The 24,710-nt window shown below is 70.9% G+C and carries 24 protein-coding genes; 8 read left to right on the top strand and 16 right to left on the bottom strand.

Annotated features, from left to right (window positions below; all coding sequences use genetic code 11):
- Nucleotides 1-6 precede the first annotated feature (6 nt).
- From ACFPJ4_RS03205 to ACFPJ4_RS03190, 4 genes are read left to right on the top strand one after another with little or no spacing between them, the layout of a single operon-like run.
- Nucleotides 7-1,431 (top strand): RNB domain-containing ribonuclease, encoded by a 1,425-nt coding sequence (locus ACFPJ4_RS03205; protein WP_386738843.1) that lies wholly within the window; start codon nucleotides 7-9, stop codon nucleotides 1,429-1,431.
- The gene (locus ACFPJ4_RS03200) at nucleotides 1,428-2,756 is read left to right on the top strand and encodes an MFS transporter (RefSeq protein WP_386738842.1); all 1,329 of its coding nucleotides are present in this window, start codon (nucleotides 1,428-1,430) and stop codon (nucleotides 2,754-2,756) included. Before ACFPJ4_RS03205 ends, ACFPJ4_RS03200 begins: the two co-directional genes overlap by 4 nt.
- A gap of 32 nt (nucleotides 2,757-2,788) precedes the next feature.
- Nucleotides 2,789-3,667, top strand: a complete 879-nt coding sequence (locus tag ACFPJ4_RS03195) for an Fpg/Nei family DNA glycosylase (RefSeq protein ID WP_386738841.1) — start codon at nucleotides 2,789-2,791, stop codon at nucleotides 3,665-3,667.
- Nucleotides 3,668-3,716: 49 nt separating this feature from the next.
- Nucleotides 3,717-3,941, top strand: coding sequence for a hypothetical protein (locus tag ACFPJ4_RS03190; protein WP_386738840.1), 225 nt, complete (start codon nucleotides 3,717-3,719; stop codon nucleotides 3,939-3,941).
- 41 nt (nucleotides 3,942-3,982) lie between these two features.
- On the opposite strand, the gene rbfA is transcribed toward ACFPJ4_RS03190, so the two are convergent.
- From rbfA to ACFPJ4_RS03140, 10 genes are all read right to left on the bottom strand, one after another.
- On the bottom strand, nucleotides 3,983-4,435 hold the full coding sequence (gene rbfA / locus ACFPJ4_RS03185) for a 30S ribosome-binding factor RbfA (RefSeq protein ID WP_386738839.1): 453 nt from the start codon (nucleotides 4,433-4,435) through the stop codon (nucleotides 3,983-3,985).
- 276 nt (nucleotides 4,436-4,711) lie between these two features.
- A complete protein-coding gene (infB, locus tag ACFPJ4_RS03180) occupies nucleotides 4,712-7,471 on the bottom strand; it encodes a translation initiation factor IF-2 (RefSeq protein ID WP_386738838.1) in 2,760 nt (919 codons plus the stop codon).
- A gap of 73 nt (nucleotides 7,472-7,544) precedes the next feature.
- A complete protein-coding gene (locus tag ACFPJ4_RS03175) occupies nucleotides 7,545-7,823 on the bottom strand; it encodes a YlxR family protein (protein ID WP_386738837.1) in 279 nt (92 codons plus the stop codon).
- Between the two features lie 56 nt (nucleotides 7,824-7,879).
- Nucleotides 7,880-8,860, bottom strand: a complete 981-nt coding sequence (gene nusA, locus ACFPJ4_RS03170; RefSeq protein ID WP_386738836.1) for a transcription termination factor NusA — start codon at nucleotides 8,858-8,860, stop codon at nucleotides 7,880-7,882.
- A 339-nt stretch (nucleotides 8,861-9,199) separates the two neighbouring features.
- Nucleotides 9,200-9,709 (bottom strand): CarD family transcriptional regulator, encoded by a 510-nt coding sequence (locus ACFPJ4_RS03165; protein ID WP_386738835.1) that lies wholly within the window; start codon nucleotides 9,707-9,709, stop codon nucleotides 9,200-9,202.
- Between the two features lie 60 nt (nucleotides 9,710-9,769).
- Nucleotides 9,770-11,533: a proline--tRNA ligase gene (locus ACFPJ4_RS03160; RefSeq protein WP_386738834.1), complete on the bottom strand. Its 1,764-nt coding sequence runs from the start codon at nucleotides 11,531-11,533 to the stop codon at nucleotides 9,770-9,772.
- Between the two features lie 287 nt (nucleotides 11,534-11,820).
- Nucleotides 11,821-12,972 carry a flavodoxin-dependent (E)-4-hydroxy-3-methylbut-2-enyl-diphosphate synthase gene (gene ispG, locus ACFPJ4_RS03155; RefSeq protein WP_386738833.1) on the bottom strand — a complete coding sequence of 384 codons (1,152 nt, stop codon included), beginning with the start codon at nucleotides 12,970-12,972 and terminating at the stop codon, nucleotides 11,821-11,823.
- Nucleotides 12,973-13,035: 63 nt separating this feature from the next.
- On the bottom strand, nucleotides 13,036-14,103 hold the full coding sequence (locus ACFPJ4_RS03150) for an alpha/beta fold hydrolase (protein ID WP_386738832.1): 1,068 nt from the start codon (nucleotides 14,101-14,103) through the stop codon (nucleotides 13,036-13,038).
- Nucleotides 14,104-14,137: 34 nt separating this feature from the next.
- Entirely contained in the window at nucleotides 14,138-15,040 is a 903-nt protein-coding gene (locus ACFPJ4_RS03145) for an alpha/beta fold hydrolase (protein WP_386738831.1), read from the bottom strand.
- Nucleotides 15,037-15,813 carry a 3-hydroxybutyrate dehydrogenase gene (locus ACFPJ4_RS03140; RefSeq protein ID WP_386738830.1) on the bottom strand — a complete coding sequence of 259 codons (777 nt, stop codon included), beginning with the start codon at nucleotides 15,811-15,813 and terminating at the stop codon, nucleotides 15,037-15,039. Before ACFPJ4_RS03140 ends, ACFPJ4_RS03145 begins: the two co-directional genes overlap by 4 nt.
- Before the next feature lie 83 nt (nucleotides 15,814-15,896).
- Here ACFPJ4_RS03140 and ACFPJ4_RS03135 point away from each other — a divergent pair, with 83 nt between their 5' ends.
- Nucleotides 15,897-16,814 carry a LysR family transcriptional regulator gene (locus ACFPJ4_RS03135; protein ID WP_386738829.1) on the top strand — a complete coding sequence of 306 codons (918 nt, stop codon included), beginning with the start codon at nucleotides 15,897-15,899 and terminating at the stop codon, nucleotides 16,812-16,814.
- Between the two features lie 35 nt (nucleotides 16,815-16,849).
- Here ACFPJ4_RS03135 and ACFPJ4_RS03130 read toward each other — a convergent pair whose 3' ends face one another.
- Nucleotides 16,850-18,181, bottom strand: a complete 1,332-nt coding sequence (locus ACFPJ4_RS03130) for a M50 family metallopeptidase (RefSeq protein WP_386738828.1) — start codon at nucleotides 18,179-18,181, stop codon at nucleotides 16,850-16,852.
- A 143-nt stretch (nucleotides 18,182-18,324) separates the two neighbouring features.
- On the opposite strand from ACFPJ4_RS03130, the gene ACFPJ4_RS03125 reads away from it, so the two are divergent.
- Nucleotides 18,325-19,554 carry a serine/threonine-protein kinase gene (locus ACFPJ4_RS03125; RefSeq protein ID WP_386739761.1) on the top strand — a complete coding sequence of 410 codons (1,230 nt, stop codon included), beginning with the start codon at nucleotides 18,325-18,327 and terminating at the stop codon, nucleotides 19,552-19,554.
- Nucleotides 19,551-19,982: a hypothetical protein gene (locus ACFPJ4_RS03120; protein WP_386738827.1), complete on the top strand. Its 432-nt coding sequence runs from the start codon at nucleotides 19,551-19,553 to the stop codon at nucleotides 19,980-19,982. The genes ACFPJ4_RS03125 and ACFPJ4_RS03120 overlap by 4 nt, the downstream gene beginning before the upstream one ends.
- 42 nt (nucleotides 19,983-20,024) lie before the next feature.
- Here ACFPJ4_RS03120 and dxr read toward each other — a convergent pair whose 3' ends face one another.
- On the bottom strand, nucleotides 20,025-21,119 hold the full coding sequence (dxr, locus tag ACFPJ4_RS03115) for a 1-deoxy-D-xylulose-5-phosphate reductoisomerase (RefSeq protein ID WP_386738826.1): 1,095 nt from the start codon (nucleotides 21,117-21,119) through the stop codon (nucleotides 20,025-20,027).
- A gap of 29 nt (nucleotides 21,120-21,148) precedes the next feature.
- The gene (locus tag ACFPJ4_RS03110; protein ID WP_386738825.1) at nucleotides 21,149-22,156 is read right to left on the bottom strand and encodes an FKBP-type peptidyl-prolyl cis-trans isomerase; all 1,008 of its coding nucleotides are present in this window, start codon (nucleotides 22,154-22,156) and stop codon (nucleotides 21,149-21,151) included.
- Between the two features lie 109 nt (nucleotides 22,157-22,265).
- Between ACFPJ4_RS03110 and gabT the strand changes: the two genes are divergently transcribed.
- The gene (gabT, locus tag ACFPJ4_RS03105; RefSeq protein WP_386738824.1) at nucleotides 22,266-23,588 is read left to right on the top strand and encodes a 4-aminobutyrate--2-oxoglutarate transaminase; all 1,323 of its coding nucleotides are present in this window, start codon (nucleotides 22,266-22,268) and stop codon (nucleotides 23,586-23,588) included.
- Nucleotides 23,589-23,631: 43 nt separating this feature from the next.
- Here gabT and ACFPJ4_RS03100 read toward each other — a convergent pair whose 3' ends face one another.
- From ACFPJ4_RS03100 to ACFPJ4_RS03090, 3 genes are all read right to left on the bottom strand, one after another.
- Nucleotides 23,632-23,775, bottom strand: coding sequence for a hypothetical protein (locus tag ACFPJ4_RS03100; protein WP_386738823.1), 144 nt, complete (start codon nucleotides 23,773-23,775; stop codon nucleotides 23,632-23,634).
- The gene (locus ACFPJ4_RS03095; protein ID WP_386738822.1) at nucleotides 23,772-24,107 is read right to left on the bottom strand and encodes a helix-turn-helix domain-containing protein; all 336 of its coding nucleotides are present in this window, start codon (nucleotides 24,105-24,107) and stop codon (nucleotides 23,772-23,774) included. The genes ACFPJ4_RS03100 and ACFPJ4_RS03095 overlap by 4 nt, the downstream gene beginning before the upstream one ends.
- 98 nt (nucleotides 24,108-24,205) lie before the next feature.
- Nucleotides 24,206-24,694 carry an OsmC family protein gene (locus tag ACFPJ4_RS03090; RefSeq protein ID WP_386738821.1) on the bottom strand — a complete coding sequence of 163 codons (489 nt, stop codon included), beginning with the start codon at nucleotides 24,692-24,694 and terminating at the stop codon, nucleotides 24,206-24,208.
- Nucleotides 24,695-24,710: the final 16 nt, after the last annotated feature.

Below are 24,710 nucleotides of genomic sequence, written 5' to 3'. Positions count from 1 at the left end.
CGATCGGTGCACACGACGGCGCTGCGCCTGACCCCGCTGGCCACCGACAACGAGCTCGCGCGCCTGCTGGCCGCGCTGCCGGGCGAACTCAAGCTCGAGCGGGACTTCCCGTCCGCCGTGCTCGCGGAGGCCGCCGCCGCGGCCGGGTCGGCACCGCTGCCGGATCGCGACGCCACCGATCTCGAGCTCGTGACACTCGACCCGATCGGATCGGCCGACCTGGATCAGGCCTTCCAGCTGGTCCGCGAGGGCGCGGGCTACCGGTTCTGGTACGCGATCGCCGATGTGCCCGCCTTCGTGGCTCCCGGCCACCTGATCGACGCCGAGGCGCACAAGCGCGGGCAGACGATGTACGCGCCCGACGGGCGCATCCCGTTGCACCCCACCGTGCTCAGCGAGGGGGCGGCGTCGTTGCTGCCCGATCAGCTCCGCGGGGCGTTCGTCTGGGAGTTCGGCCTCGACGCGAACGCCGCGGTGACCTCGTCGAGCCTGACCACGGCTCGCGTCCGCAGCCGCCGGCGCCTCGACTACGGCGGCGTGCAGGCCGCGATCGACGGCGGGAGCGCCGACGGGACCCTGACCCTGCTGAGGGAGATCGGCCTGGCCCGGCTCGCGCTCGAACGCGCACGCGGCGGGGCGAGCCTGAACCTGCCCGAGGTCGACATCGACAAGCAGAACGGCCGCTACCTCGCGATCCGGCGCGCGCAGCTCCCGGTCGAGAACTGGAACGCCCAGCTGTCGCTGCTCACCGGCATGGCCGCCGCGACGATCATGCTCGAGGGCAAGGTCGGGATCCTGCGCACCATGCCGCCCGCCGACCCGGAGTCGGTCGACCGATTCCGCCATCAGACCCGGGCGCTCGGTGCGCCGTGGCCGGCGGATCAGCCGTACGGCGAGTACCTGGCCGGGCTCGACGGCACGAACCCCCATCATCTGGCGATCCTGCACGCGGCCGGCTCGCTGTTCCGCGGCGCCGGCTACACGCCCTTCGACGGCACCGTTCCGGCCGACTCGATGCAGTCGGCGGTGGGCGCCCCGTACGCGCACGTCACGGCTCCGCTGCGCCGCCTCGTCGACCGCTTCGGTCTCGTGGTGTGCGAGGCGCTCAGTTCGGGCGCGCCGGTGCCGGACTGGGCGAGATCCGCGCTGCCGCAGCTGCCCGCCGAGATGTCGCACAGCAGCAACCTCGCCGGGCAGCTCGACCGGCGCGCCCTCGACGCCGTCGAGACGGCCGTGCTCGCCCCACGGGTAGGCGAGATCTTCGACGGTGTGATCATCGCCCAGAACAAGACCGGCAGCGTCGTGCAGCTGGCCGACCCCGCCGTCACGGCGGAGTGCACCGGTCACACGGCGAACGGCGCGGCGGTGCGCGTGCGCCTCGTCACGGCCGATCTCGACAGCGCCACCCTCCTGTTCGAGCCGGTCGCATGAGCAGCCCGACCCTGTGGCGGCATCCCGGATTCCTCCGACTGTGGGCGGGCGAGACCGCGAGCCAGTTCGGAGAGCAGTTCGGCAATCTCGCCATCCCCGTGATCGCCGTCAGCGTGCTGGGGGCGAGTTCGTTCGAGGTCGGCCTGCTCAACACGGCGGAGACCCTCGCCTTCCTGGTGATCGGTCTTCCCGCGGGAGCCTGGATCGACCGCTGGATCAAACGACGCGTCATGCTCCGGGCCGACCTCGTCCGCGCGGTGCTGCTCGCCCTCGTGCCCGTGCTGTGGTTCACGCAGGTGCTCGCGTTCTGGCAGCTGCTCGTGATCGGCACCGCCGTCGGCATCTGCTCGGTGTTCTTCGATGTGGGCTACCAGAGCTTCATCCCCACCCTGGTGAGAAGGGAACAGATCGCCGAGGCCAACGGCAAGCTGGAGACCACCGCGCAGATCGCGCGGATCGCCGGACCCGCTGCGGCCGGTGGGCTGCTCACGATCCTGGCCGCGCCCCTGCTGCTCGCCGTCACGGCCGTCACCTACCTGGCCTCCTTCTTCGCGCTCACCACCATCGCCGACACCGAGACCCCCAAGCCGGCCGCCGAGCGCCGACCACTCGCGATCGAGATCCGCGAGGGCCTGGTCTGGGTGTTCCGCCAGCCGCTGCTGGTGCGTATCGTGCTCTGCACCGCGCTGAGCAACCTGTTCGGGACGATCGCGTTGACGATGATGCCGGTGCTCGTCCTCCGCGAACTGCACCTCAGTCCCGCGGTCTACGGTCTGATCGGGTCCGCGGGCGCCGTTGGGGGGCTGCTCGGCGCTGCCATGTCGAGCCGCATCTCCCGCCGGATCGGCGAAGGTCACGCCATCCCGGCCGCCGCCCTGCTGGGCGGAGTCGCGATGCTCGTGCTGCCCCTGAGCACCGTCTGGACGCCCGCGGCCATCCCCGTGCTGATCGGCAGCGAGTTCTTCTTCAGCGCGGCCGTGCTCGTGTACAACATCGCGCAGGTGAGCTTTCGGCAGCGGATCTGCCCCCCGGAGCTGCTGGGACGCATGAACGCGTCGATCCGCTTCATCGTCTGGGGCGTGATGCCGCTCGGCGGATTCGCCTCCGGTCTCCTGTCGGTCTGGATCGGGGTCGTGCCGACCGTCTGGGTCGGGGTCGTCGGCAACCTCCTGGGAGCGATGCCCGTGGTGTTCTCCGCCCTCTGGATGATGCGCACCCTTCCCACGACGGCGAACGGGGTCGGGGGTGCCGGCGAGCCTCCCGCCTCGAGTTTCGAACCGGGCGCCGAACCGGAGTCGGCCCGGCCCACGGACCCCCTCGCCTGAACGTTGCCGCCCGTCTGCGCAAGACTGGTGCCGTGCCGGAACTCCCCGAGGTCCAGGCGCTCGTCACCGACCTGGGCGCGCGCCTGGGAGGTCGCGTGCTCGACCGCCTCGACATCCTGGCCTTCGCGGCGCTGAAGACCTTCGACCCACCGCTCACCGCCCTGCACGGCGGCACGATCGCCGAGGTCGTCCGGCACGGCAAGTTCCTCGACCTCGCGGTCGACGCCACCGGCGGGCAACGGCTGCATCTGCTGATCCACCTGGCACGCGCGGGCTGGCTGCGCTGGCGCGCGACCGCCCCGGCGCCGATGCCGCGCGGTCCCGGCAAGAGCCCGCTCGCGGCCCGGCTCGTGCTCGACGACGGATCCGGACTCGACATCACCGAGGCGGGCACCAAGAAGAGCCTGTCGATCTCGCTCGTACGCGACCCCCGCGAGGTGCCGGGCGTCGCCCGGCTGGGGCCCGACCCGCTGGCGCCGGAGTTCACCCCAGAGGTCCTCGCCGGCATCCTCGCCCGAGCCGGACGCGCGCGGATCAAGGGCGTGCTGCGCGATCAGTCGACGATCGCCGGCATCGGCAACGCCTACTCCGACGAGATCCTGCACGCCGCGAAGATGTCGCCGTTCAAACCGGCCGACATGGCGCCGGATGACGCTGCTCGCCTGTACGCCGCCATCCAGTCCACCCTCCGCGCCGCGGTCGAACGCGCCGACGGGGTCGCGGCCTCGGAGCTCAAGTCGGAGAAGAAGACCCACCTGCAGGTGCACGGCCGCACGGGCCAACCCTGCCCGGTCTGCGGCGACACGATCCGACAGGTGATCTACGCCGATTCGACCTTCCAGTACTGCCCGAGCTGCCAGACCGGCGGCAAGCCGCTCGCCGACCGCGTTCTGAGCCGTCTTCTCAAATGAGTTCCGCGCCGCACAGCCGACGCTCTGCTCGGGTGCGAATACTGAAGCCGTGACCGACTCCCGCCGTCCCCCGCGCTCGACCGCCCCGGATCGGGCCTTCATCTGGATGGTGATGCTCGCCGGCGGCGTGCTGGCCCTCGGCGGCGGCGGCGTGACCGCGCTCTCGCTCAGCGATCACGACGGCCGCGCGGCGCTGTGGATCGTCTTCGCCGCGATCGGCCTGGTCGGGGTGGCGTTCGGCCTGCGCGCGCTCACGCGACGCGCGCGAGGCTAGCCGCCCACCGGAATCAGCGGCCCCACGACCGGGATGCTCGGCTAGAGCTCGTCGTCGGCGTCCTCTTCGGCGATCTCGCGCGGCTTGACGTACGGATCCGCGTCACCCGCGTAGTTGGCGTGCGAGGCGAGCGCCGCCGCCTCCTGGTCGCGGGTCTGGGCCTCCCGCAGCAGCGAGTCGATGATCGCGGCGTTCTCGGGGATCGCATCCGGAATGAACTCCAGCGTCGGGGTGAGCCGCGTCGTGATGTTCTTGCCCACCTCGGTGCGCAGCAGCCCGGTCGCCGCCTTGAGGGCCGCCGCGGTGTCGGCGCGCTCCTGGTCGGTGCCGTAGACCGTGTAGAACACGCTCGCATGCTGCAGATCGCCGGTGACGCGCACGTCGGTGATGGTCACGAATCCCATCCGCGGATCGCGCAGCCCCTTCTCGAGCCGCTTCGCGATCACCTCGCGAATCCGGTCGCCCATCTTCGCCGGTCTGTCCGATCCCGCCATGCTGATCTACTCCTCGTGCTCGGATTCTCGACGGCGATTCTCTTCTCGAGTCATCTCCCCCGCACGGCTGCGCCGCGCGGTCGCCAGGCCCGGCCAATGACTCGAGAAGAGAATCGCCGTCGAAATCCTCTCGTTGTTCGTTGGTGAAACGCCCGACTCAGCCGGTGACGGGCGGCTTCGCTGCCGAGCCGTTGGTGGGCCTGGCAGCGACCGCCGCTCGCGGTGGGCGCCGGAGACGGCTCGGCAGCGAAGCCGCCCGTCCCCAGCGTCCCCACGCTACGCGCGGACCTTCTCCTTGAGTTCGATCGTCTCGATCTCGTCGCCGATCTGGATGTCGTTGAACTTGCCGAGTCCGATACCGGCCTCGAAGTCCGTCCGCACCTCGGTGACGTCGTCCTTGAAGCGACGCAGCGAGTCGATCTGCAGGTTGTCCCCCACCACGACTCCGTCGCGGATGACCCGCGCCTTGGCGTTGCGCGTGATCGTTCCGCTGCGCACGATGACACCGGCGATGTTGCCGGCCTTCGACGAGCGGAAGATCTCGCGGATCTCGGCCACACCCGACTGCACCTCTTCGAACTCGGGCTTGAGCATGCCCTTGAGCGAGTTCTCGATGTCTTCGAGCGCGGCGTAGATGACGGAGTAGAAGCGCACGTCGATGCCTTCGCGAGCTGCCCGCTCGCGCGCCTTGACGTCGGGCCGCACGTTGAACCCGATGACGATCGCGTTGTCGATCGTCGCCAGGTCGATGTCCGACTCGGTGATCGCACCCACACCGCGGTGCAGGATGCGCAGCTGAACGCTCTCGTCGACCTCGATCTTGAGCAGCGACTCCTCGAGTGCCTCGACGGCACCGGAGACGTCACCCTTGATGATGAGGTTGAGCGAGTCGACCTTGCCCTCGGCGAGCGAGCGGGTGAAGTCCTCGAGCGAGATGCGCTTGCGGGCCTTGGCCAGCTGGGCGTTGCGCTCGACGGCTTCGCGCTTCTCGGCGATCTGCCGGGCCGTGCGGTCGTCCTCGGTCACCAGGAAGGTGTCGCCCGCGCGCGGCACGCTCGACAGGCCCTGCACCGACACCGGACGCGAGGGGTAGGCCTCTTCGACGATGTCGCCGTTCTCGTCGTGCATGGCACGCACGCGGCCGTACGCCGTTCCCGCCACGATCGGATCGCCGACGCGGAGGGTTCCGGACTGGATGAGCACCGTCGCGACCGCACCGCGGCCCTTGTCGAGCTTGGCTTCGATCGCCACGCCGCGCGCGTCCTTGTTGGGGTTCGCGCGCAGGTCGAGGCCGGCATCCGCGGTGAGGAGCACGGCGTCGAGCAGCTCGGCGATGCCCTTCTTCTGCAGGGCGCTGACGTCGACGAACATGGTGTCGCCACCGAACTCCTCGGCGACGAGGCCGAACTCGGTGAGCTGCTGGCGCACCTTGGCCGGGTTCGCCCCCTCCTTGTCGACCTTGTTGACGGCGACGACGATCGGCACACCGGCGGCCTGGGCGTGGTTGAGCGCCTCCACCGTCTGGGGCATGATCCCGTCGTCGGCGGCCACCACGAGGATCGCGATGTCGGTCACCTGCGCACCACGGGCGCGCATGGCGGTGAACGCCTCGTGGCCCGGGGTGTCGATGAAGGTGATGGCGCGCTCGTGGCCGTCGTGCTCGGTCCAGACCTGGTACGCACCGATGTGCTGCGTGATGCCGCCCGCCTCGCCCGCGACGACGTTGGCCTCGCGGATCGCGTCGAGCAGCTTGGTCTTACCGTGGTCGACGTGGCCCATGACGGTCACGACCGGCGGACGGATCTCGAGGTCTTCGTCGTCCTCGTCCTCGAGCTCCTGCTCGAGGTCGATGTCGAAGCCTTCGAGCAGCTCCTTGTCTTCGTCCTCCGGGCTGACGATCTGGATCTTGTAGCCCAGTTCGTCGCCGAGGATGCCGAAGGTGGCGTCGTCGAGCGACTCGGTCGCGGTCGCCATCTCACCGAGGTGGAACAGCGCCGTGACGAGGGCTCCCGGCTGCACCGAGTACTTGGTGACGGCCTCGAGCTTGTCGGCCAGATCGCTGATGGAGGCACCGCGGCGCATCCGGATGACGGTGTTGCCGTCTCCACGCGGGATCGCGACGCCGCCGAGCGACGGCGCATCCCGCATCTCGAACTCGGCACGCTTCGTCCGCTTCGACTTGCGGGCGCGGCTCTTGCCGCCACCGCGTCCGAACGCTCCTGCCGTGCCGCCGCCGGGACCGCGGCCACGGCCGCCGCCTCCGCCGGGACGACCGGCGAATCCGCCCGCCGGGGCGCCACCGGGCGCACCGCCGGGGCGCTGGAAGCCGCCGGCACCGCCGGGACGACCCGGACCGCCGGGACGCTGCTGGAAGGGGGCACCGGGACGACCGGTGCCGGGGCCGCCGGGACGCGGGGCGCCGGGGCGCGGCGCACCGGGACGGGGAGCGGCGGGACGCGGGATGGCGCCACCGGCTCCACCGGGACGCGGCATGCCCTGCGATCCCGCGAACGGGTTGTTGCCGGGACGGGGGGCTCCGGGACGGGCCATCCCCTGTGCGCTGGCATACGGGTTGTTGCCGGGGCGGGGCACGCCCGGGCCGGGGGTCGCCGACGGAGCGGCGGGCGCGGATGCGGCGGCGCCGGGGGCGGCCGGCGCGGGAGCTGCGGCGGGCGCCGTGCTCGCCGACGGAGCGGGTGCGGCGGGAGCCGACGCCGCGGGCGCACTGGCGGGGGCCGCCGCGGCGGGGGCGGGCGCGGCGGCGGGCGCCGGAGCGGGCGCGGGGTTCGCCGGTGCCGGACGAGCCGCCGCGGGGCGCGGGGCCGTTGCGGTGGCGCTCGCGGCCGGAGCGGAGCCGCCCGCGGGCGCGGTGAAACCGTCCGCCTCGAGCGCTGCCTTCAGGCGGCGCGCGACGGGCGGCGCGATGCTGGAGGACGCGCTCTTGACGAACTCGCCCATGCCCTTGAGCTTCTCAAGGGCGATCTTGCTGTCGATGCCGAGTTCGTTCGCGATCTCGTGCACGCGTGGGTTGGCCACAAATTCTCCTGTCTGGGGTCCGCCCAGGCAGGGCGGACGTTAGTTGAAGACGGAACTCATTTCGAGCCGCTCATTAGTTGTCCATGTGCCGTTCAGCCTGTTCTTCGAGGACTGTTCTGAATGCCAGAAGGTCGGCGGTGTCGAGCGTCCGGTCTCCACGCAGCGCTCGGCCGAAGGCTTTGCGGTTCAGTGCGGAGGTCAGGCACTCGACGGTGGGATGAATCCACGCGCCCCTGCCCGGATGCCGAGCCGCGGCATCCACCACGACTCGTCCGTCGCGCGCGACGACCCTCACGAGTGAGGAACGGGAACCACGCTGCCGACAACCCAGGCAGGTTCTGACGGGTTCCATGGTACCCCCTTCGTGCCCGGGCAGTACGACCTGCCCAAGCGACCGCGCTCGGCTCGCTACTGTTCCATCACCGAATCGGGCTGGATGTCGATGCGTGCGCCGGTCAGCTTGGCGGCGAGCCGCGCATTCTGGCCCTCTTTGCCGATCGCCAGCGAGAGCTGGTAGTCGGGCACGAGCGCGCGAACGGCCTTGAGGGACTCGTCGACGACGAACGCGCTCGTGACCTTCGCCGGGGACAGCGCGCTCGCCACGAAGGTGGCGAGGTCGGCCGACCAGTCGACGATGTCGATCTTCTCGTCGTGCAGCTCGGCGGTGACGGCGCGCACGCGCTGACCGAGCTCGCCGATGCAGGCGCCCTTGGCGTTGATGCCGGGCTGCGTCGCGCGCACCGCGATCTTCGTGCGGTGCCCGGCCTCCCGCGCGAGGGAGGCGATCTCGACCAGGCCGCTGGCGATCTCGGGCACCTCGAGCGCGAACAGCTTGCGGACCAGGCCCGGATGCGTGCGGCTGACCGTGATCGAGGGACCCTTGAGCCCCTTCGACACGCTCGTGACGTAGACGCGGATGCGCGTGCCGTGCGAGTAGTCCTCGCCCGGCACCTGCTCCTCGGGAGGCAGGATCGCCTCGACGCTGCCGAGGTCGATGTGCACCATCCGGGGATTCGGTCCCTGCTGGATGATGCCCGCGACGATGTCGCCCTCGCGACCGCGGAACTCGCCGAGCACCTTGTCGTCGCCGATGTCGCGCAGGCGCTGGTTGATGACCTGCTTGGCGGCGAACGCCGAGATGCGCCCGAAGTCGTCGGGGCTGTCGACGGCTTCGCCGATCTTCTCGCCCTCCTCGTCGAACTCGGGCACGTAGACGGTCACGTGCCCGGTCTTGCGATCGAGTTCGACTCGGGCACCGGAATCCGGCGTCTTGTCGGTGCGCTTGAGATAGGCCGTCAGGATGGCCTGCTCGATGATGCCGACGAGCTCCTCGAAGGGGATCTCGCGCTCACGCTCCATGAGCCGCAGCATGGTGAGGTCGATGTCCACGTCAGGCCTCCGATATTGAGATAGGACGTCCGGTCGATGCCGGACATCCGCCCAGCTTAGCCCGGCCGGTGCGGCACGCGCAGTCCTCCGAGGTCGGGGTCGACCGCGCTGGCTCCGTGAAACGGATGCGCGACATCCGGCCCTCTGAGCCGTCCGCGGCCGAGCCCGTGGGCGGCGCGGGCGGAGCATCCCCACCCGCCAGTGGGTCGCTCACGCCCACCGCGCCTCCCCACCCACGAGTGGTGCGCAATGGCTGCTCCCGGCCGCGGGAAGAGCCATTGCGCACCACTCTCGGAGGGTTGAGGGCGGAGGGGACGCGCGGCCCTCGCCCGGAATCCGTTAGGCGGCGGGGCTCTCCGAGGGGACGGCGCTCGCCAGCACGACGTCGAGGGCGCTCGACGCGTCCTCCTCGCTGAGCTTCTGGGCGAGAGCGAGCTCCGAGATCAGGATCTGCCGCGCCTTGGCCAGCATCCGCTTCTCGCCGGCCGAGACGCCGTGGTCCTGGTCACGGCGCCACAGGTCGCGCACGACCTCGCTGACGCGGTACACGCTGCCGCTCGCCATCTTCTCCTGGTTGGCCTTGTAGCGACGCGACCAGTTGCCGGGCTCTTCGACGAAGGGATCGCGCAGCACCTGGTGCACGGCCTTCACCCCGTCGCCGTCGATCACGTCGCGAACACCCACGAGCTCGACGTTGTCGGTCGGGAGCATGATCGTCAGCTCGCTCGTGTGGACGTTGAGCGTCATGAACTCCTTCTCGACGCCGGCCACGGTGCGCTTGGAGAGCGCGGTGATCGTCACGGCTCCGTGATGGGGGTAGACGAGGGTCTTGCCGACGGACAACTCCACGTTGCGTCCTGCTCTCTGCGAGGGTGCGCCCTCTGACAGGGCGATGGGATCCGTCCGGCGTCAGCCGAGGCGGGAGATCAGATCTGTTGCCGGGACCTCGCTGCGCTCGCCGGAGCGCCGGTCCCAGAGCTCTAGGATACCGTCTGCAGCGCCGCGACCCACGATCACGATCGTCGGCACCCCCAGCAGCTCCGCATCGCCGAACTTCACGCCGGGTGAAACCTTCGGCCGATCGTCGTAGAGCACGTCCTTGCCCGCGGCCTCCAGCTGCGCCACGACGGTCTCGGCGACGTCGTAGACGACCGCCTCCCGTCCCGTCGCGATGACGTGCACGTCGAACGGCGCGACCTCCCGGGGCCAGAGCAGGCCCTTGTAGTCGGAGTACTCCTCGGCGATGGCCGCGATCAGGCGCGTCACGCCGATGCCGTACGAGCCCATCGTGACCGTGACGAGCTTTCCGTTCTCGTCGAGCACCTGCAGTCCGAGCGCCTCGGCGTACTTGCGGCCGAGCTGGAAGACGTGGCCGATCTCCATGCCACGGGCCAGCTCCACGGGACCGGAGCCGTCCGGGGCCGGATCGCCCGCCTTGACCTCGGCCACCTCGGCCGTCCCGTCGTTGCCGAAGTCGCGGCCGGCGACCAGCCCGAAGACGTGCTTGCCCTCGATGTTGGCGCCCGTGATCCAGCCCGAGCCGTCGACGACGCGGGGGTCGACGAGATACCGGATGCCGGTGGCCGACTCCTCGCCCAGGATCGCGCCGGTGGGCGACCAGGGCCCGATGTAGCCCTTGACCAGGAGCGGAGTGCGCTCGAAGTCGAGGTCGCCCGCCGTCTCGACCTCGGCCGGGGCGAAGGCCACCTCGGCGCGCTTCATGTCGACCTCGCGGTCGCCCGGAACCCCGACGACGACGACCTCGCGGCTGCCGTCGAGGTGAGTCAGGGCCAGCACGACGTTCTTGAGCGTGTCAGCGGCCGTCCAGGCCCGGCCGTCCGGCCGGGGGTGCTTCTCGTTGGCGACCTCGACGAGGGTCGCGATCGTCGGCGTCCCCGGGGTGTCGAGCACCTCGGCGGGCGTGAGCTTCTCGTAGCCGCGGCTCGGCGGGGCGAGGGTCGTGAAGGCCTCCACGTTGGCGGCGTAGCCGCCGGCCGAGCGCACGAAGGTGTCTTCGCCGACGGGCGTGGGGTGCAGGAACTCCTCGGAGCGCGATCCGCCCATCGCGCCGGCATCCGCCTGCACGATGACGTACTCCAGCCCGAGGCGGGTGAAGATGCGCTCGTAGGCGTCGCGCTGCGCCTGATAGCTGAGGTCGAGTCCGGCATCCGTGTAGTCGAAGCTGTAGGCGTCCTTCATCGAGAACTCGCGGCCGCGCAGCAGCCCGGCGCGCGGGCGGGCCTCGTCGCGGTACTTGTCCTGGATCTGGTAGATCGCCAGGGGCAGGTCTTTGTACGAGTTGTAGAGGTCCTTCACCAGCAGAGTGAAGACCTCCTCGTGGGTGGGGGCGAGCAGGTAGTCGGCGCCCTTGCGGTCCTGCAGTCGGAAGATGCCGTCGCCGTACTCGTCCCAGCGTCCGGTGACCTCGTACGGTTCGCGGGGCAGCAGAGCGGGGAAGTGCACTTCCTGCGCGCCCGCCGCCGCCATCTCCTCGCGGATGATCGCCTCGACCTTGCGACGCACCTTGAGACCCAGCGGCAGCCAGGCGAAGATCCCGGGGGCCTGACGGCGGATGTATCCGGCGCGGACGAGCAGCCGGTGGCTGGTCACCTCCGCGTCGGACGGATCCTCGCGCAGCGTGCGGACGAAGAGCTGACTGAGACGGGTGGGCACGACCTCCAGCCTACCGAGGCGCACGGCGGCGACCTGCCTCGAGAGAGAGCCCACGGATGCGATCGTGGAGGGCAGGATCGATCCGTGGGCTCGTCCATGGCGCCGGTCCGACGAGGCGAACCGCGTTCGACTCGTCGCGCTGAGATCAGCGCCTGAACGCCGACGTGGGGGTCGGCACTCCCGACGCTAATAGCCGGGTGAACGGCGGGTGAGCCCCCGGACGCGGGGTCTTGGCGCCCCTTTCGGGGGACGACGACACGTCGCGACGGCTGCAGTACGCCGCGGATCTACGCGGTGACGACCTCGGGGGCACCCACGGCGCCGGCCGGCATCTCGGCCGCGAGCCGGTTGGCCTCCTCGATGAGGGTGGCGACGATCTCGCTCTCGGGCACCGTCTTGATGACCTCGCCCTTGACGAAGATCTGGCCCTTGCCATTGCCGGATGCCACCCCCAGGTCGGCCTCGCGGGCCTCCCCCGGTCCGTTCACGACGCAGCCCATGACGGCGACCCGGAGCGGGACCGTCATGCCCTCGAGCCCGGCCGTGACGTCGTTGGCGAGCGTGTAGACGTCGACCTGGGCGCGCCCGCAGCTCGGGCAGCTGACGATCTCGAGCTTGCGCTCGCGCAGGTTGAGCGACTGCAGGATCTGCAGACCCACCTTGACCTCCTGGGCGGGCGGGGCCGAGAGCGAGACCCGGATGGTGTCGCCGATGCCCTCGCTGAGCAGGATGCCGAAGGCGGTCGCGCTCTTGATCGTGCCCTGGAACTCGGGGCCGGCCTCGGTGACCCCGAGGTGCAGCGGCCAGTCGCCGAGCGCCGCGAGCTGCCGATAGGCCTTGACCATCACGATCGGATCGTTGTGCTTGACCGAGATCTTGAAGTCGTGGAAGTCGTGCTCCTCGAACAGGCTCGCCTCCCACACGGCGCTCTCGACGAGGGCCTCCGCGGTCGCCTTGCCGTACTTCTGCAGGATCGTCGGTTCGAGCGAGCCGGCGTTGACCCCGATGCGGATGCTGACGCCCGCCGCCTTGGCGGCCTCGGCGATCTTTCCGACCTGGTCGTCGAACTTGCGGATGTTGCCCGGGTTCACCCGCACGGCGGCGCAGCCGGCATCGATGGCCTGGAACACGTACTTCGGCTGGAAGTGGATGTCGGCGATGACCGGGATCTGGCTCTTGCCCGCGATGATGTGCAGCACGTCCGCGTCGTCCTGGCTCGGCACTGCCACCCGCACGATGTCGCAGCCGGATGCCGTGAGCTCGGCGATCTGCTGCAGCGTCGCGTTGATGTTCGTGGTCGGCGTCGTGCACATCGACTGCACGCTGACCGGGGCGTCGCCGCCGACCAGCACCTTGCCCACCTTGATCTGGCGGGACTTGCGTCGCGGGGCCAAAGTCTCGGGAGGGGGCTTGGGCATCCCGATGTTCAGAGCAGGCATGGCCATCAGCCTACGCGGCAGCACTCCGCCGCGCCCGGGCACGCACGGCGTCCTCGGCCGGACTCAGGCCGCGCCGATGTGCGCCGCGAGGGCGGCGTCGAAGGCGGCGGCCTGGTCGAGATGGGGGGCGTGACCGCAGTCCTCGAGCGCGAGCTCCGTGACGGCGCCGCCGGCGGCGCGGTAGCGCTCCAGCACCGCCCGCGTCTGGGTCACCATCGGCTGAGGGGGCGCGATCTCGTCGCCGGGCCAGCCGGGGATCGCCCCGATCTTGCCCAGCATGTTGATGTCGAAGAACGAGCCGTCGCTGACGATCGCGTCGTCGACGCCGTGCACCCAGAGCACGGCCGGCTTGATCGCGAGCCCGGCGATCGCCGAGGTGTCGAAGTTCGTCGGGGCGAGGGTGTTGAGCACCCCGCGTCGACCGGCGGCGAACCCTGGCCACGCGTCCGTGGGAACCGAGTCGCCCGGATAGTTGTCGACGCCGGTCTTGGTGGTGAGCATCGACTCGACCCAGATGTCTTCGTGGGTGTCGCGGCTCGGATCCTTCACGTACGCGGTGCGGTAGACCGTGCGCGGCGAGGTGGGGCTCTCGTCGCTCGTGTCGCCGGCGTCGATGCGCGCGACGAAGTCGGGGTTCGCCGCGCCGCCTCCGGTTCCCGCTCCGACCTCGTCGAGACGGTGCCCGTCGGCACCCGCCGTGCCGCCGAAACCATAGGGCGAGACCGGCGCCTCCAGGGTGACGGTCTCGATGAGTTCCGGGTGATCGAGCATGAGCTGCATCACGACGCCCCCGCCCATGCTCCAGCCCACCAGGTGAGCGCGCTCCACTCCGAGAGCGTGCAGCACCGACGCCACGTCGTCCGAGAAGTCGCGCACGCCCCGGGTGGCGTCCACGGGCAGGGTCTCGCTGTCGCCGAAGCCCCGCAGGTCGATCGCCAGGGCGCGCACCTCGGCCGGCAGCGCGAGCATCGTCGGCTGATGGAACAGCGACGAGGACACATTGCCGTGGATGAAGACCACGGGTATTCCCGTCGTCGATCCGTCGGCGGCGGGCCGTTCGAGCACGTTGGCGGTCAGGCGCGGGGTCGTCACGCGATGCGCGACGACTCCGTCGAAGAGGGGGTTGGGCACGGGGACTCCTTCGTCTCGAGAGGGGTGTACGGCATCAACGGAGTTCGGCGAGCGCGGCACGGACCTCGGCGGCGACCGCCTCCGCGCCGTGCCGGCTCATCAGGATCGTGTAGTGATTGACATCGTCGACCTCGACGATGCGCAGCTGCGGTACGAGCTCGCGCGCCTGCTCCAGCGCGCCGGGCGGATACAGGCCGGGCGGCTCGGCGAGAAGGCCGAGCGGGGCGCGCAGCACGGTGACGGGGACGCGGAGCGCCCGGAGGGCGTCCCGGTACCAGCGGGGTCCGAAGACCTCGGGCTGATCGGCGGCGACGGCCTCAACGGACGCCGAGGGATGTGCGGGCGGCTCGCCGTCGAGGTCGTAGTCGATGTAGTCGAGCAGCTCAGGGGTGAGCGGCGCCGGGAACGCGGGATGCTGCGCCCAGAACGCCCGGTACTCCTCGCGGCTGTCGAAGGTCATCGTGAGCCGCTCGGCGGCCGGGCCGAGCAGGCTCACGGGGAGCACCGCCTCGGGGTCGATCCCGTCGGGAGGCTGGAGCGGCAGCCCGCCGTCCACGAGCACCAGAGCCGGCACCCGCGCGGGCGCCCGAGCGGCGAGGGTCGTCACGACGAAGGCCCCCATCGAGTGCCCGACGCCGAGGGCGCGATCGATGCCGAGGTGGTCGAGCACGCGCTCCAGGTCGTCGGCGTGCCTGCGCATCCCGAACGGGCCGGGCAGGGCGTTGCTCCGGCCGCGGCCGCGCAGATCGGGCGCCACGATCCGCACCCCCGGCAGTTGCTCGGCCACCGCGAGCCAGGAGCGGTGGTGGGCCGTGATGCCGTGCGCCGCCAGGAGGGTGGGCGTCGAGGGATCGGACGGGCCCAGGATCCCGACCGCCAGTTCACCGCCGTCGACCGGCACCCGCACCAGGTTCTGTTCAAGCCCCGAGTCGCTCATCGTGCGCTCCATCCGCCGTCCATCAGGTACGAGGCCCCCGTGATCATCCCCGCGCTTGACCCGCAGAGGAACGCGACCAGTTCGGCGACCTCCTCCGGTTCGAGCAGGCGCTTGATCGCGCTCTCGGTCAGCAGGACCTTCTCCACCACCTCCGACTCGGGGATGCCGTGCACCCGCGCCTGGTCGGCGATCTGCTTCTCGACGAGCGGCGTGCGCACATAGCCGGGGTTCACGCAGTTGCTGGTCACTCCGCGCTCCGCCCCTTCCAGGGCGATCGTCTTCGACAGCCCTTCGAGGCCGTGCTTGGCGCTCACATACGCGGACTTGTACGGGCTGGCGCGCAGTCCGTGCACCGAGCTGATGTTGACGATCCTGCCCCAGCCCCGCTGGTACATGCCCGGCAGCACGGCACGTGCCAGCAGGAACGGCGCGACCAGCATCAGGTCGATCATCAGCCGGAAGCGCCCCGGGTCGAACTCCTCGATCGGGCTGACCGTCTGGATCCCGGCGTTGTTCACCAGGATGTCCGCCGACACCGCGGCATCGGCGAGCGCGTCGAGGTCGCTCAGGTCGACGCACCAGACCTCGCCGCCGATCGTGTCGGCCACCGCCCGCGCCGCGTCGGCATCCCGGTCTGCCACGACGACGCGGGCCCCCCGCTCGGCCAGCGCCCAGGCGCACGCCGCCCCGATCCCGCTGCCGGCGCCGGTCACGACGGCGCGGCGTCCCGCCAGCGCATCGCCTGCTCCCTGGGTCTGGACCCCGCGTTCCATCGCCGCCTCCTCGCCACGTCGAACTGCACGCTACTGCAGAGCCATGCCCACGTCATGCGCTTCGACTGCGCAATACTGCACAGGTGGATGCTCCCTTTCGCGCCGAGGCCCCGAGCGCCGACGATCTGCTCGTCCTCCTTGCCGTCGCCCGCGCCGGGCGCTTCACCGCTGCCGGAGCCGCACTCGGGCTCAACCACACCACGGTGGCCCGCCGCATCACGGCGCTCGAAGCCGCGCTGGGCGGCCGGGTGCTCGAGCGGTCATCGGCCGGCTGGACCCTGACGCCGCTCGGCCGCCGTGCGGCGGACGCCGCGGAGGACGTCGAACGGGCGGTGGCCGCCGCGGGTGACTCCCCGTCGGGGTCGCGGCTGACGGGAGTGATCCGCCTCTCCGCCACCGACGGATTCAGCGGCTTCGTGGCGGCGCCCGCGATGGCAGCCCTGCGGCGGGAGCATCCCGGAGTGTCCCTCGAGGTCGTGGCGACCACACGTCAGGCGTCTCAGCAGCGGGCGGGCGCCGACCTCGAGGTGATCGTCGGGCGCCCGCAGGTGCGTCAGGCCGAGGCGATGCACCTCGCCGAGTACGTCTTGGGGCTGTACGCGAGCCGTGACTTCCTCGCCGCGCACGGCGCCCCGGCATCGCGCGCCGAGCTCGCCGGCGCCCCGCTCGTGTACTTCATCGAGTCGATGCTGCACGTCGACGCTCTCGATGACGCACGTCAGGCCGTTCCCGAGATGTTCGACGCCGTCACCAGCACCAACGTCTACGTCCACGTCGAGGCGACACGGGCGGGGGCGGGGTTCGGCCTCCTGCCCTGCTTCTTGGCCGACCGGCATCCGGATCTGGTCCGGGTGCTGCCCGGGCAGGTCGGTCGCACACTGCCCTACTGGTTGGTCGGGCGCCCCGAGGCGTTCCGCCAGCCGCTCATCACGGCGTACCTCGAGGCGCTCCGCGCCCGGCTGCGCGAGGTTCGGGAACAGCTCGCCGGCCGGTCGGGATGACCCGGCTCAGGAGATGATCGGCGTCGACCGAGCGGCTACTGGAAGGTGACCGGATTGACGATGTCGGCGTAGATCAGCAGGGCGCTGGAGGCGCCCAGGATCGTGACGATGACCAGGGTCAGCGGAATGAGCTTCGCCATGTCGACCGGGCCGGGATCCGGTCGCTTGAACCACTTGGCGAACCGACGCCGCACCGCCTCCCAGACCGCGCCGAGCACATGACCGCCGTCGAGGGGCAGCAGTGGGATGAGATTGAATACGAACAGGGCGACATTGAGCGAGGCGAGGATGCTCACCAGGCTCGAGATGCGATCCGCGATCGGGATCGAATTGATGCTCGTGATCTCACCCGCGAGACGCCCGACCCCGACGACGCTGATCGGTCCGTTGGGGTCGCGCTTCTGCCCGCCGAACGCGGCCTGCGCGACCTGCACGAGGCGCTGCGGCAGCGTGACGATGATCTTCGCGACCTGCGAGATGTTCGATCCGACGGCCGGCAACACCGCGGTGACCGGCTGCTGCTGCACCACGGTGGCGTAGCCGATTCCGACGAAGCCGACCTTCTCGGTGACGGTCTTGCCCGAGGAGTCCACGACGACGGCGCCCGCGGCATCGGTGACCGGCCGCGTGGTGAGCTTCGGCGTGAGCGAGAGGGTCACGTTCTTGCCGTCGCGTCGCACGACGACCGTCAGGGTGTCGCCCGCGGACTTGCGGATGATCGAGGTCGCCTGGTTCCAGCTCGTGATCTTCGTGCCGTCGATGCTCACGAAGGTGTCGCCCGGCTTCACGCCTGCCGCCGCCGCGGGGGCCGCCGGGTCGGACGAGGTGCAGCTGGTCTGGGTCGACGAGGTCGAGATGCACTGCGAGACGCTGCCGATGGTCGTGCTCGCGACCGGCACGCCGAAGCCGCACAGCACGACCCCGTAGAGCAGCACCGCGATGAGCAGGTTCATGGTCGGGCCGCCGAGCATGATGATGATGCGCTTCCACGCCGGAAGCTTGTAGAAGACGCGGTCCTCACCGTCGGCATCGACGGTCTCGGCGCTGTCGTCGCGCGCGTCCTGCACGAGCACGCTGAAGAATCCGGTGCTGTCCATGCTGGGCTTGGCGGCGTCCTTCACCTTGCCGGGCGGGAACATCCCCGCCATCGAGATGTAGCCGCCGAGCGGGATGGCCTTGACGCCGTACTCGGTCTCGCCGAACTTCTTCGACCACAGGGTCGGGCCGAAGCCGATCATGTACTGCCCGACCTTGACGCCGAACTTCTTCGCCGGCACCAGGTGGCCGACCTCGTGCAGCCCGATCGACACCGCGATGCCGACGACGACGATCACGACGCCGAGGATGTAGAGCAACACGGTTTCCACCCGCACAGGTTACGGCAGCCACCCTTGGAGAGGGCCGACGGTGAGGTGCGCACCGACCGCACACGCGCCGGGAGGCTGGGAGGAAGCTGGCAACCGGGTCGAGCACGGCGCCGGAAAGAGGGCAGGATCGCAGGGTGGACATCATGGGCATCGAACCGGGAACGCTCATCGACGGTCGCTATCGCGTGATGAGCCGCCTCGGCGAGGGCGGGATGTCGGTCGTCTATCGCGCCCACGACGAGCAGCTCGGGCGCGAGGTGGCGCTCAAGCTGTTCCGGCCCGCCATGGTCGACGTCAACGACGAGAGTCGCCGCCGGGGCGAGGTCAGCGTGCTCGCGGCGCTCGGGCATCCGACTCTCGTCACCCTGTTCGACGCGCGGCTCGATGTCGACCCGGCCTATCTGACCACCGAGTTCGTCGACGGCAGCGACCTGCAGGCCCGGCTGCGGGCGGGGGCGCTGCCGGGCGATCAGCTCCACTCGCTGGCCGTCTCGGTCGCCGATGCCCTCGCCTTCATGCACGAGCGCGGGGTCGTGCACCGCGACGTGAAACCCGCCAACATCCTGCTGCCGCGCGAACGGTCGCTCTCGGCGCCGTTCGCCAAGCTCGGCGACTTCGGAATCGCGAGGCTCGTCGACGGCAGCCGGATGACGGCGGTCGGCTCGGTGATCGGCACCGCCGCCTACCTGAGCCCCGAGCAGGCCGGCGGGCACGAGGCCGGCCCCGCCTCGGACGTCTACTCCCTGGGTCTGGTGCTCATCGAGAGCGCGAGCGGGATCGCCCCGTTCCCCGGGAGCGCCGTCGAATCGGCGGTGGCGAGGTTGACCCGTCGACCGGACGTCCCGCAGGATCTCTCGCGCGACTGGCAGGCCCTGCTGTCCGGGATGACCGAACAGAGCCCCGCCGACCGGCTCACGGCCGCCGAGGCGTTCCACACGCTCGCCGCCCTCCCCCGGCCGACCGCGGGTGCGGCGGTGCCGCCGCCGACCGCCGAGGACGAGCTCGCCAAGACCCTGCTGCTGCCCGCCGCCTCCCCGGCGAGCGCTGCCCCCGCCGCGCCCGACGTGGTGACCGAGCTGATGCCGTCGGCGAGCCGACGCGAGCCGCTCCGATCGCCGACGCCGCGACCCTCGCGTCCGGACCGACCGACCCCGCCGACTCGCGCCCCGATGTCGGCCGTTGCGCGACGCCGGCTGACTCTCGGCGTCGTCGCCGCGGTGGCGACGATCGCGCTGATCGTCGGCATCTCGGCCCTGTCCTCTCTTCCGGGAGCATCGTCGGTGGCGCCGAGCGGGGGAGGCACCCCGTATCCGACGGTCACGGGGAGCCTCGGCGACCACCTCGCCGAGCTGCAGCGGAGCGTGGCACCGTGACCCGTGGCACCGTGCCCCGCACCGCCGTATCCCGCAGCGCCGCTCGGTCACGTCGTCTGATCGCCGCCCTCGTCGCTCTGTCGATCGTCGGCGCACTCTCGGCATGCAGCAGCGCCTCCTACGACCCGTCGACCGCGAGCGAGCTCCAGTCCGAGGTGCTGGCGGTCAGCCAGGCCTCCGCGAACGGCGACTGGGCGGCCGCCTCCGCCGAACTCGACCGCGTCGCCGCCACGGCCCAGCAGGCGGCGGACCGCGGCCGGCTGAGCTCGGATCGGCTGAGCTCGATCCTCGCGGCCGTCGCGGCGGTGCGGGCCGACCTGCAGTCGGCCGAGTCCGCGGCCTCGCCGAGCCCGACCCCGACGCCCACGCCCACACCGACGCCCACGCCGCCGCAGGGTCCACGGCACGGCAAGGGCCCGAAGCACTAGGCGGGCGCGACGACGAGCCGCAACCCGGCCCCCGTTGCGGCGCTATTCGGCGAGCGACCCCGCCAGCGCGCGGTCCGCGGCATCCCGCGCCCAGCGCTCCGCGTCGAGCACGCCCTCGAGGGTGAGCGCGCCGGCGGCGGGCTCGTGCTCGTCGACCACGCGCTCGATGACGGCCAGGATGCTCAGGTACGGAATCCGCTTGGCGTGGAACGCCTGCACCGCCTGCTCGTTCGCCGCGTTGAACACGGCCGGGTAGGTGCCGCCGGCCTCGCCCACGCGCTTGGCGAGCCGAACGGCCGGGAACGCGTCGTCGTCGAGCGGTTCGAAGTCCCAGCTCTGGGCGCGGCTCCAGTCGATCGGCTCTCCGACGTCCGGCACGCGATGCGGCCAGTCCAGTGCGAGTGAGATCGGCAGGCGCATGTCGGGTGGCGAGGCCTGGGCGATCGTCGATCCGTCGACGAACTCCACCATCGAGTGCACGACCGATTGGGGATGCACGACCACCTCGATCCGGTCGTACGGCACGTCGAACAGCAGGTGCGCCTCGATGACCTCGAGACCCTTGTTCACCAGGGTCGCCGAGTTCGTCGTCACGACGGGGCCCATGTTCCAGGTCGGATGCGCGAGCGCCTCCTCGGGGGTGACCTCGGCCAGCTCGTCGCGGCTTCGCCCGCGGAACGGACCACCGGATGCCGTGAGCACGAGCCGCCGCACCTCCCCGCGATCTCCCGCCCGCAGGGCCTGCGCGATCGCAGAATGCTCCGAGTCGACCGGCACGATCTGCCCGGGTCGCGCCGCCGCCGTGACGAGCTCGCCGCCCACGATGAGGCTCTCCTTGTTCGCGAGGGCGAGCGTGGCTCCGCTCTCGAGCGCGGCGAGCGTCGGGGCGAGGCCGACGGAGCCCGTGATGCCGTTGAGCACCACATCCGCCTCGGTCTCGCGCACGAGGGCGACCGCCTGCTCGACGCCGAGCGCCGTGCGGGTCACCCCCGTCGCGATCACCTGTTCGGCGAGCTTCATGCGGTTGCTGCCCGCCGCGAGCCCGACGAGCTCGAAACGGTCCGGGTTCGCCGCGATCACCTCGAGGGCCTGCACCCCGATCGATCCCGTCGAACCCAGAACGATGACGCGTCGCATGCCCTCAGGGTAGCGCCGCCCCGCCCGGGCTAGCCCGCCGCGGGCGTCTCGGTCGAGAGCACGTCGACGACGAACGCGATCGTGTCGTCCTTCCCGATCCCGGCGCCCGAGTTGCCGCCCTGGGGTCCGTAGCCGTCGGCCGGGGCGATCAGCACCAGCACCTGCGAGCCGACGGTCTGACCCACGATCGCCTTGGTGAACCCGGGCACGAAGCCGTTGACGGCGCCGGAATACGGGCTGCGACCCCAGGTCTGATCGAAGATCTTGCCGGTCTTCAGGTTGGTGCCCTGGTACTGGATGACGACGGTGTCGGTCGCGCCGACGACCGCGCCCTTTCCCTTGATCAGAGTCGCGATCGTCGTCGTGGCGGGCGGCGCGTACCCCTTCGGCACGACGAGGGTCGGCTTGCCGTCGCTCGCGAGCTTGACCGTCGGCAGGCCGTCGACGGCGGGCTGCTTCTGACCGGACGCCTTCGTCGGAACGAGGCTCACGACATCCGCGACGATCACGATGACCTGGTTGGGAGCGATTCCGAGGCTCGACGAGCCGGCGCTGCCGAAGGCCTCGGAGGCGGGGAGCACTCCGACGACCCGGGTTCCGGCCTGGGCGCAGTTGAGGGTCTTGACCAGCCCGCTGATGACCTGGCTCGCGTCGACGGTGATCGCGCTCGCACGACCGGCGCCGTACCCCGTCGAGGTCACGGTCTTGCCGTCGGTGCCGTTGTAGAGCGTGAAGCTGACGTCGACGAGGCTGCCCGGCTTGGCCTTGGCCCCCTTGCCGTCGATCACGACGGTGCGCTGGGTCGTGCTGACCTTGAGTGGAGCCGCGAACGAGACGGTGGGGGCGGTGTCGAAGGCGCCGCTGACCTTGACCGAGTCGGAGGCCGATCCGCTCGAGACGCATGCCGCGCTGACGCTCGACGCCGACGCACTCGGCGTGCTCGACGAGCCGGCGGACGAGGTGCACCCCGCGAGCGAGACGCCCAGCGCGACGGCGGTCACGGCGACGGCCAGGCGGATGGTCGGGATTCGGGGCACGGCTGACTCCTCGGGATGCGGTGGGGACGCGACCATCCTCCCCCACCCGAGCTTGGGGCGAGGTGTGGGCGCGCGCTGCCCGGCGAACGCCGACCTTTAGGCTGGCCGCATGGAATTCAGCGTGCCGCAGGAGCGCAAGCTCGTGACCGAACTGCCCGGACCGAAGTCCCTCGCCCTGCAGGAACGGCGCGTCAAGAGCGTGTCGCGCGGGGCCGGCACGCTCGCCAACATCTACATGGACCACGGCGCCGGGGCCGTGCTGGTCGACGTCGACGGCAACCAGCTGATCGATCTCGGCTGCGGCATCGGCGTCACGACGATCGGGCACGCGCATCCGGATGTCGCGGCCGCCGTCAGCGCGCAGGTCGCCAAGCTGACCCACACCCTGTTCACCGTGACCCCCTACGAGAACTACGTGCGGGTCGCCGAGAAGCTCGCCGAGATCACGCCCGGCGACTTCGAGAAGCACTCCATCCTGGTGAACTCGGGCGCGGAGGCCGTCGAGAACGCGGTCAAGATCGCCCGCAAGTACACGGGCCGGCGCGCGATCGTCAGCCTCGACCACGCCTTCCACGGCCGCACGAACCTGACGATGGCGATGACCTACCGTCCCTGGCCGGAGCGGGCGGGGATGGGCCCGTTCCCGGGCGAGCTGTACTCGGTGCCGATCAGTTATCCGTACCGTGACGGACTGAGCGGCGAGGAGGCCGCCGCGAAGACGATCGACTACATCGTCACCCACATCGGCGCGAGCGAGGTCGCCGCCTTCTTCGCCGAGCCGATCCAGGGCGACGGCGGCATCATCATCCCGGCTCCGGGGTACTTCGCCGCGATCAAGGCCTTCTGCGAGAAGAACGGCATCGTCTTCGTGGCCGACGAGATCCAGGCCGGCATCGGGCGCACGGGCACCTGGTACTCGATCGAGCACCACGGCGTCGTGCCCGACCTGATCACGAGCGCCAAGGGCATCGCGGGCGGCCTTCCGCTGGCCGCCGTCACCGGCCGGGCCGAGATCATGGATGCCGTGCAGCCCGGCGGCATCGGCGGCACCTTCGGCGGCAACCCGGTCTCGACCGCGGCGGCCCTCGCGGTCTTCGAGCTGATCGAGCGCGACGGCCTGCTCGCCGAGGCGCAGCGGGTCGAGGCCGCCCTGCGGGCGCGGATCGGCGACTGGGCGGAGCGCTTCCCGGTGGTCGGAGAGGTGCGCGGCAAGGGCGCCATGTTCGGCGTGGAGCTGGTGCGGCCCGGAACGAAGGACCCGAACCCCGAGGCGCTCACCGCCGTGCTGAAGCACGCGACGAGCAACGGGGTGATCCCGCTCGACGCCGGCAGCTGGGACTCGGTGCTGCGCATCATGCCGAGCGTCGTGATCAGCGAGGCGCTGATCGACGACGCCGCGAGCGTGCTCGAAGAGGCCCTCGCCAAGCTCTAGCCGCCCGCCCCTCGGCCCGCCGCCCGGGCGAGCGCCGGAACGCTCATGAGCGCGGGATCGCGAGGAGCTCGAGCGCGACGCCGAAGAAGCGGACGAGCCCCAACGAGACCCATCGCCGGAAGAAGCCCGACTCGGCAGCCGGTCGCAATCCGAGCAGCCCGGCGATCGGATTGCGGGCCGTCGTCATGCGGCGGCCAAGACGGCACCGTCGGGGCGGACAGGAGGCGCGACCGGGTAGCCCGAATGCGACGCCGGATGCGACGAGGCGATCGAGGCGAGATTCGGGGTGCGATCCACCCGCAGCTCGTCGGCCGCCTCGCCCAGGAGGTCGACGAGGGTGAGGCCGAGTGCCGCGCAGATGCCCGCCAGGATCTCGCTCGACGGCTCCTTGCGGCCCCGCTCGATCTCGGAGAGATACGGCATCGAGATGTTGGCGGCCCCGGCCACCTCCCGTAGCGTGCGGTCGTCCTCCAGTCGGATGCGGCGCAGCGCGGCGCCCACGGCATGCCTCAGCAACATGGGGCCAAGCTAGTCGCGGGCGTCGGCGCGGTCACTCGTCCCGCGGCCGGATTCGCTGGAAGCGGAACCCCTGTCGTCGTCGCGACGCTCGCGAAGCGTCACAGCTCGTCATCGAGCAGCAGGAGCCGCGGCTCGTGGCGCACGGGGAAGTTCACCGAGTTCGCGATGAAGCACAGCCGGTTCGCCTCCGCGTGGAGCGCCTGGGCGACCGCCGGGTCTCCGGCCGAGATCGCCACGACCGGGTGCAGCACGACCTCGACGAGCGCCCCGCTGTCGTCGGCCTCGACGTGCAGGGTGCCGGTCGCGGCATCCGTGTAGGACTCGACGACGACGCCCGCCCGGGTCGCGACGTGCAGATAGCTGAGCATGTGGCACTGTGCGAGGGCGGCGATGAGCTGCTCCTCGGGGTTCCAGCGCTCGGCGTCGCCATGGAAGGGGCGGGCCGCCGAACCCTCGATCTCGTGCTTGCCCGGCACGGCGTCGACGCGCACGACGTGATCGCGGGAGAAGTCCTTGTAGCCCGAGGTGCCGGTGCCGCGATTGCCCTGCCATTCGACGGATACCGCGAAGGAATGATCGAGGTTCATCGGAATCCCTTCATCT

Origin of the sequence: Lysinimonas soli (genome assembly GCF_042655435.1) — a bacterium.
Classification (GTDB): Bacteria; Actinomycetota; Actinomycetes; order Actinomycetales; family Microbacteriaceae; genus Lysinimonas; species Lysinimonas soli.
The sequence above is the reverse complement of the archived record's forward strand: the minus strand, read 5'-3'. Positions and strand labels throughout refer to the sequence as shown.

Bases quoted from the DNA above. Each gene is read 5' to 3' on its own strand.
- ACFPJ4_RS03200 (WP_386738842.1), top strand. From the start codon at position 1,428: ATGAGCAGCCCGACCCTGTGGCGGCATCCCGGATTCCTCCGACTGTGG.
- rbfA (WP_386738839.1), bottom strand. From the start codon at position 4,435: ATGGCGGGATCGGACAGACCGGCGAAGATGGGCGACCGGATTCGCGAG.
- ACFPJ4_RS03175 (WP_386738837.1), bottom strand. From the start codon at position 7,823: ATGGAACCCGTCAGAACCTGCCTGGGTTGTCGGCAGCGTGGTTCCCGT.
- ispG (WP_386738833.1), bottom strand. From the start codon at position 12,972: ATGCCTGCTCTGAACATCGGGATGCCCAAGCCCCCTCCCGAGACTTTG.
- ACFPJ4_RS03145 (WP_386738831.1), bottom strand. From the start codon at position 15,040: ATGAGCGACTCGGGGCTTGAACAGAACCTGGTGCGGGTGCCGGTCGAC.
- ACFPJ4_RS03140 (WP_386738830.1), bottom strand. From the start codon at position 15,813: ATGGAACGCGGGGTCCAGACCCAGGGAGCAGGCGATGCGCTGGCGGGA.
- ACFPJ4_RS03125 (WP_386739761.1), top strand. From the start codon at position 18,325: ATGGGCATCGAACCGGGAACGCTCATCGACGGTCGCTATCGCGTGATG.
- dxr (WP_386738826.1), bottom strand. From the start codon at position 21,119: ATGCGACGCGTCATCGTTCTGGGTTCGACGGGATCGATCGGGGTGCAG.
- gabT (WP_386738824.1), top strand. From the start codon at position 22,266: ATGGAATTCAGCGTGCCGCAGGAGCGCAAGCTCGTGACCGAACTGCCC.
- ACFPJ4_RS03100 (WP_386738823.1), bottom strand. From the start codon at position 23,775: ATGACGACGGCCCGCAATCCGATCGCCGGGCTGCTCGGATTGCGACCG.
- ACFPJ4_RS03095 (WP_386738822.1), bottom strand. From the start codon at position 24,107: ATGTTGCTGAGGCATGCCGTGGGCGCCGCGCTGCGCCGCATCCGACTG.
- ACFPJ4_RS03090 (WP_386738821.1), bottom strand. From the start codon at position 24,694: ATGAACCTCGATCATTCCTTCGCGGTATCCGTCGAATGGCAGGGCAAT.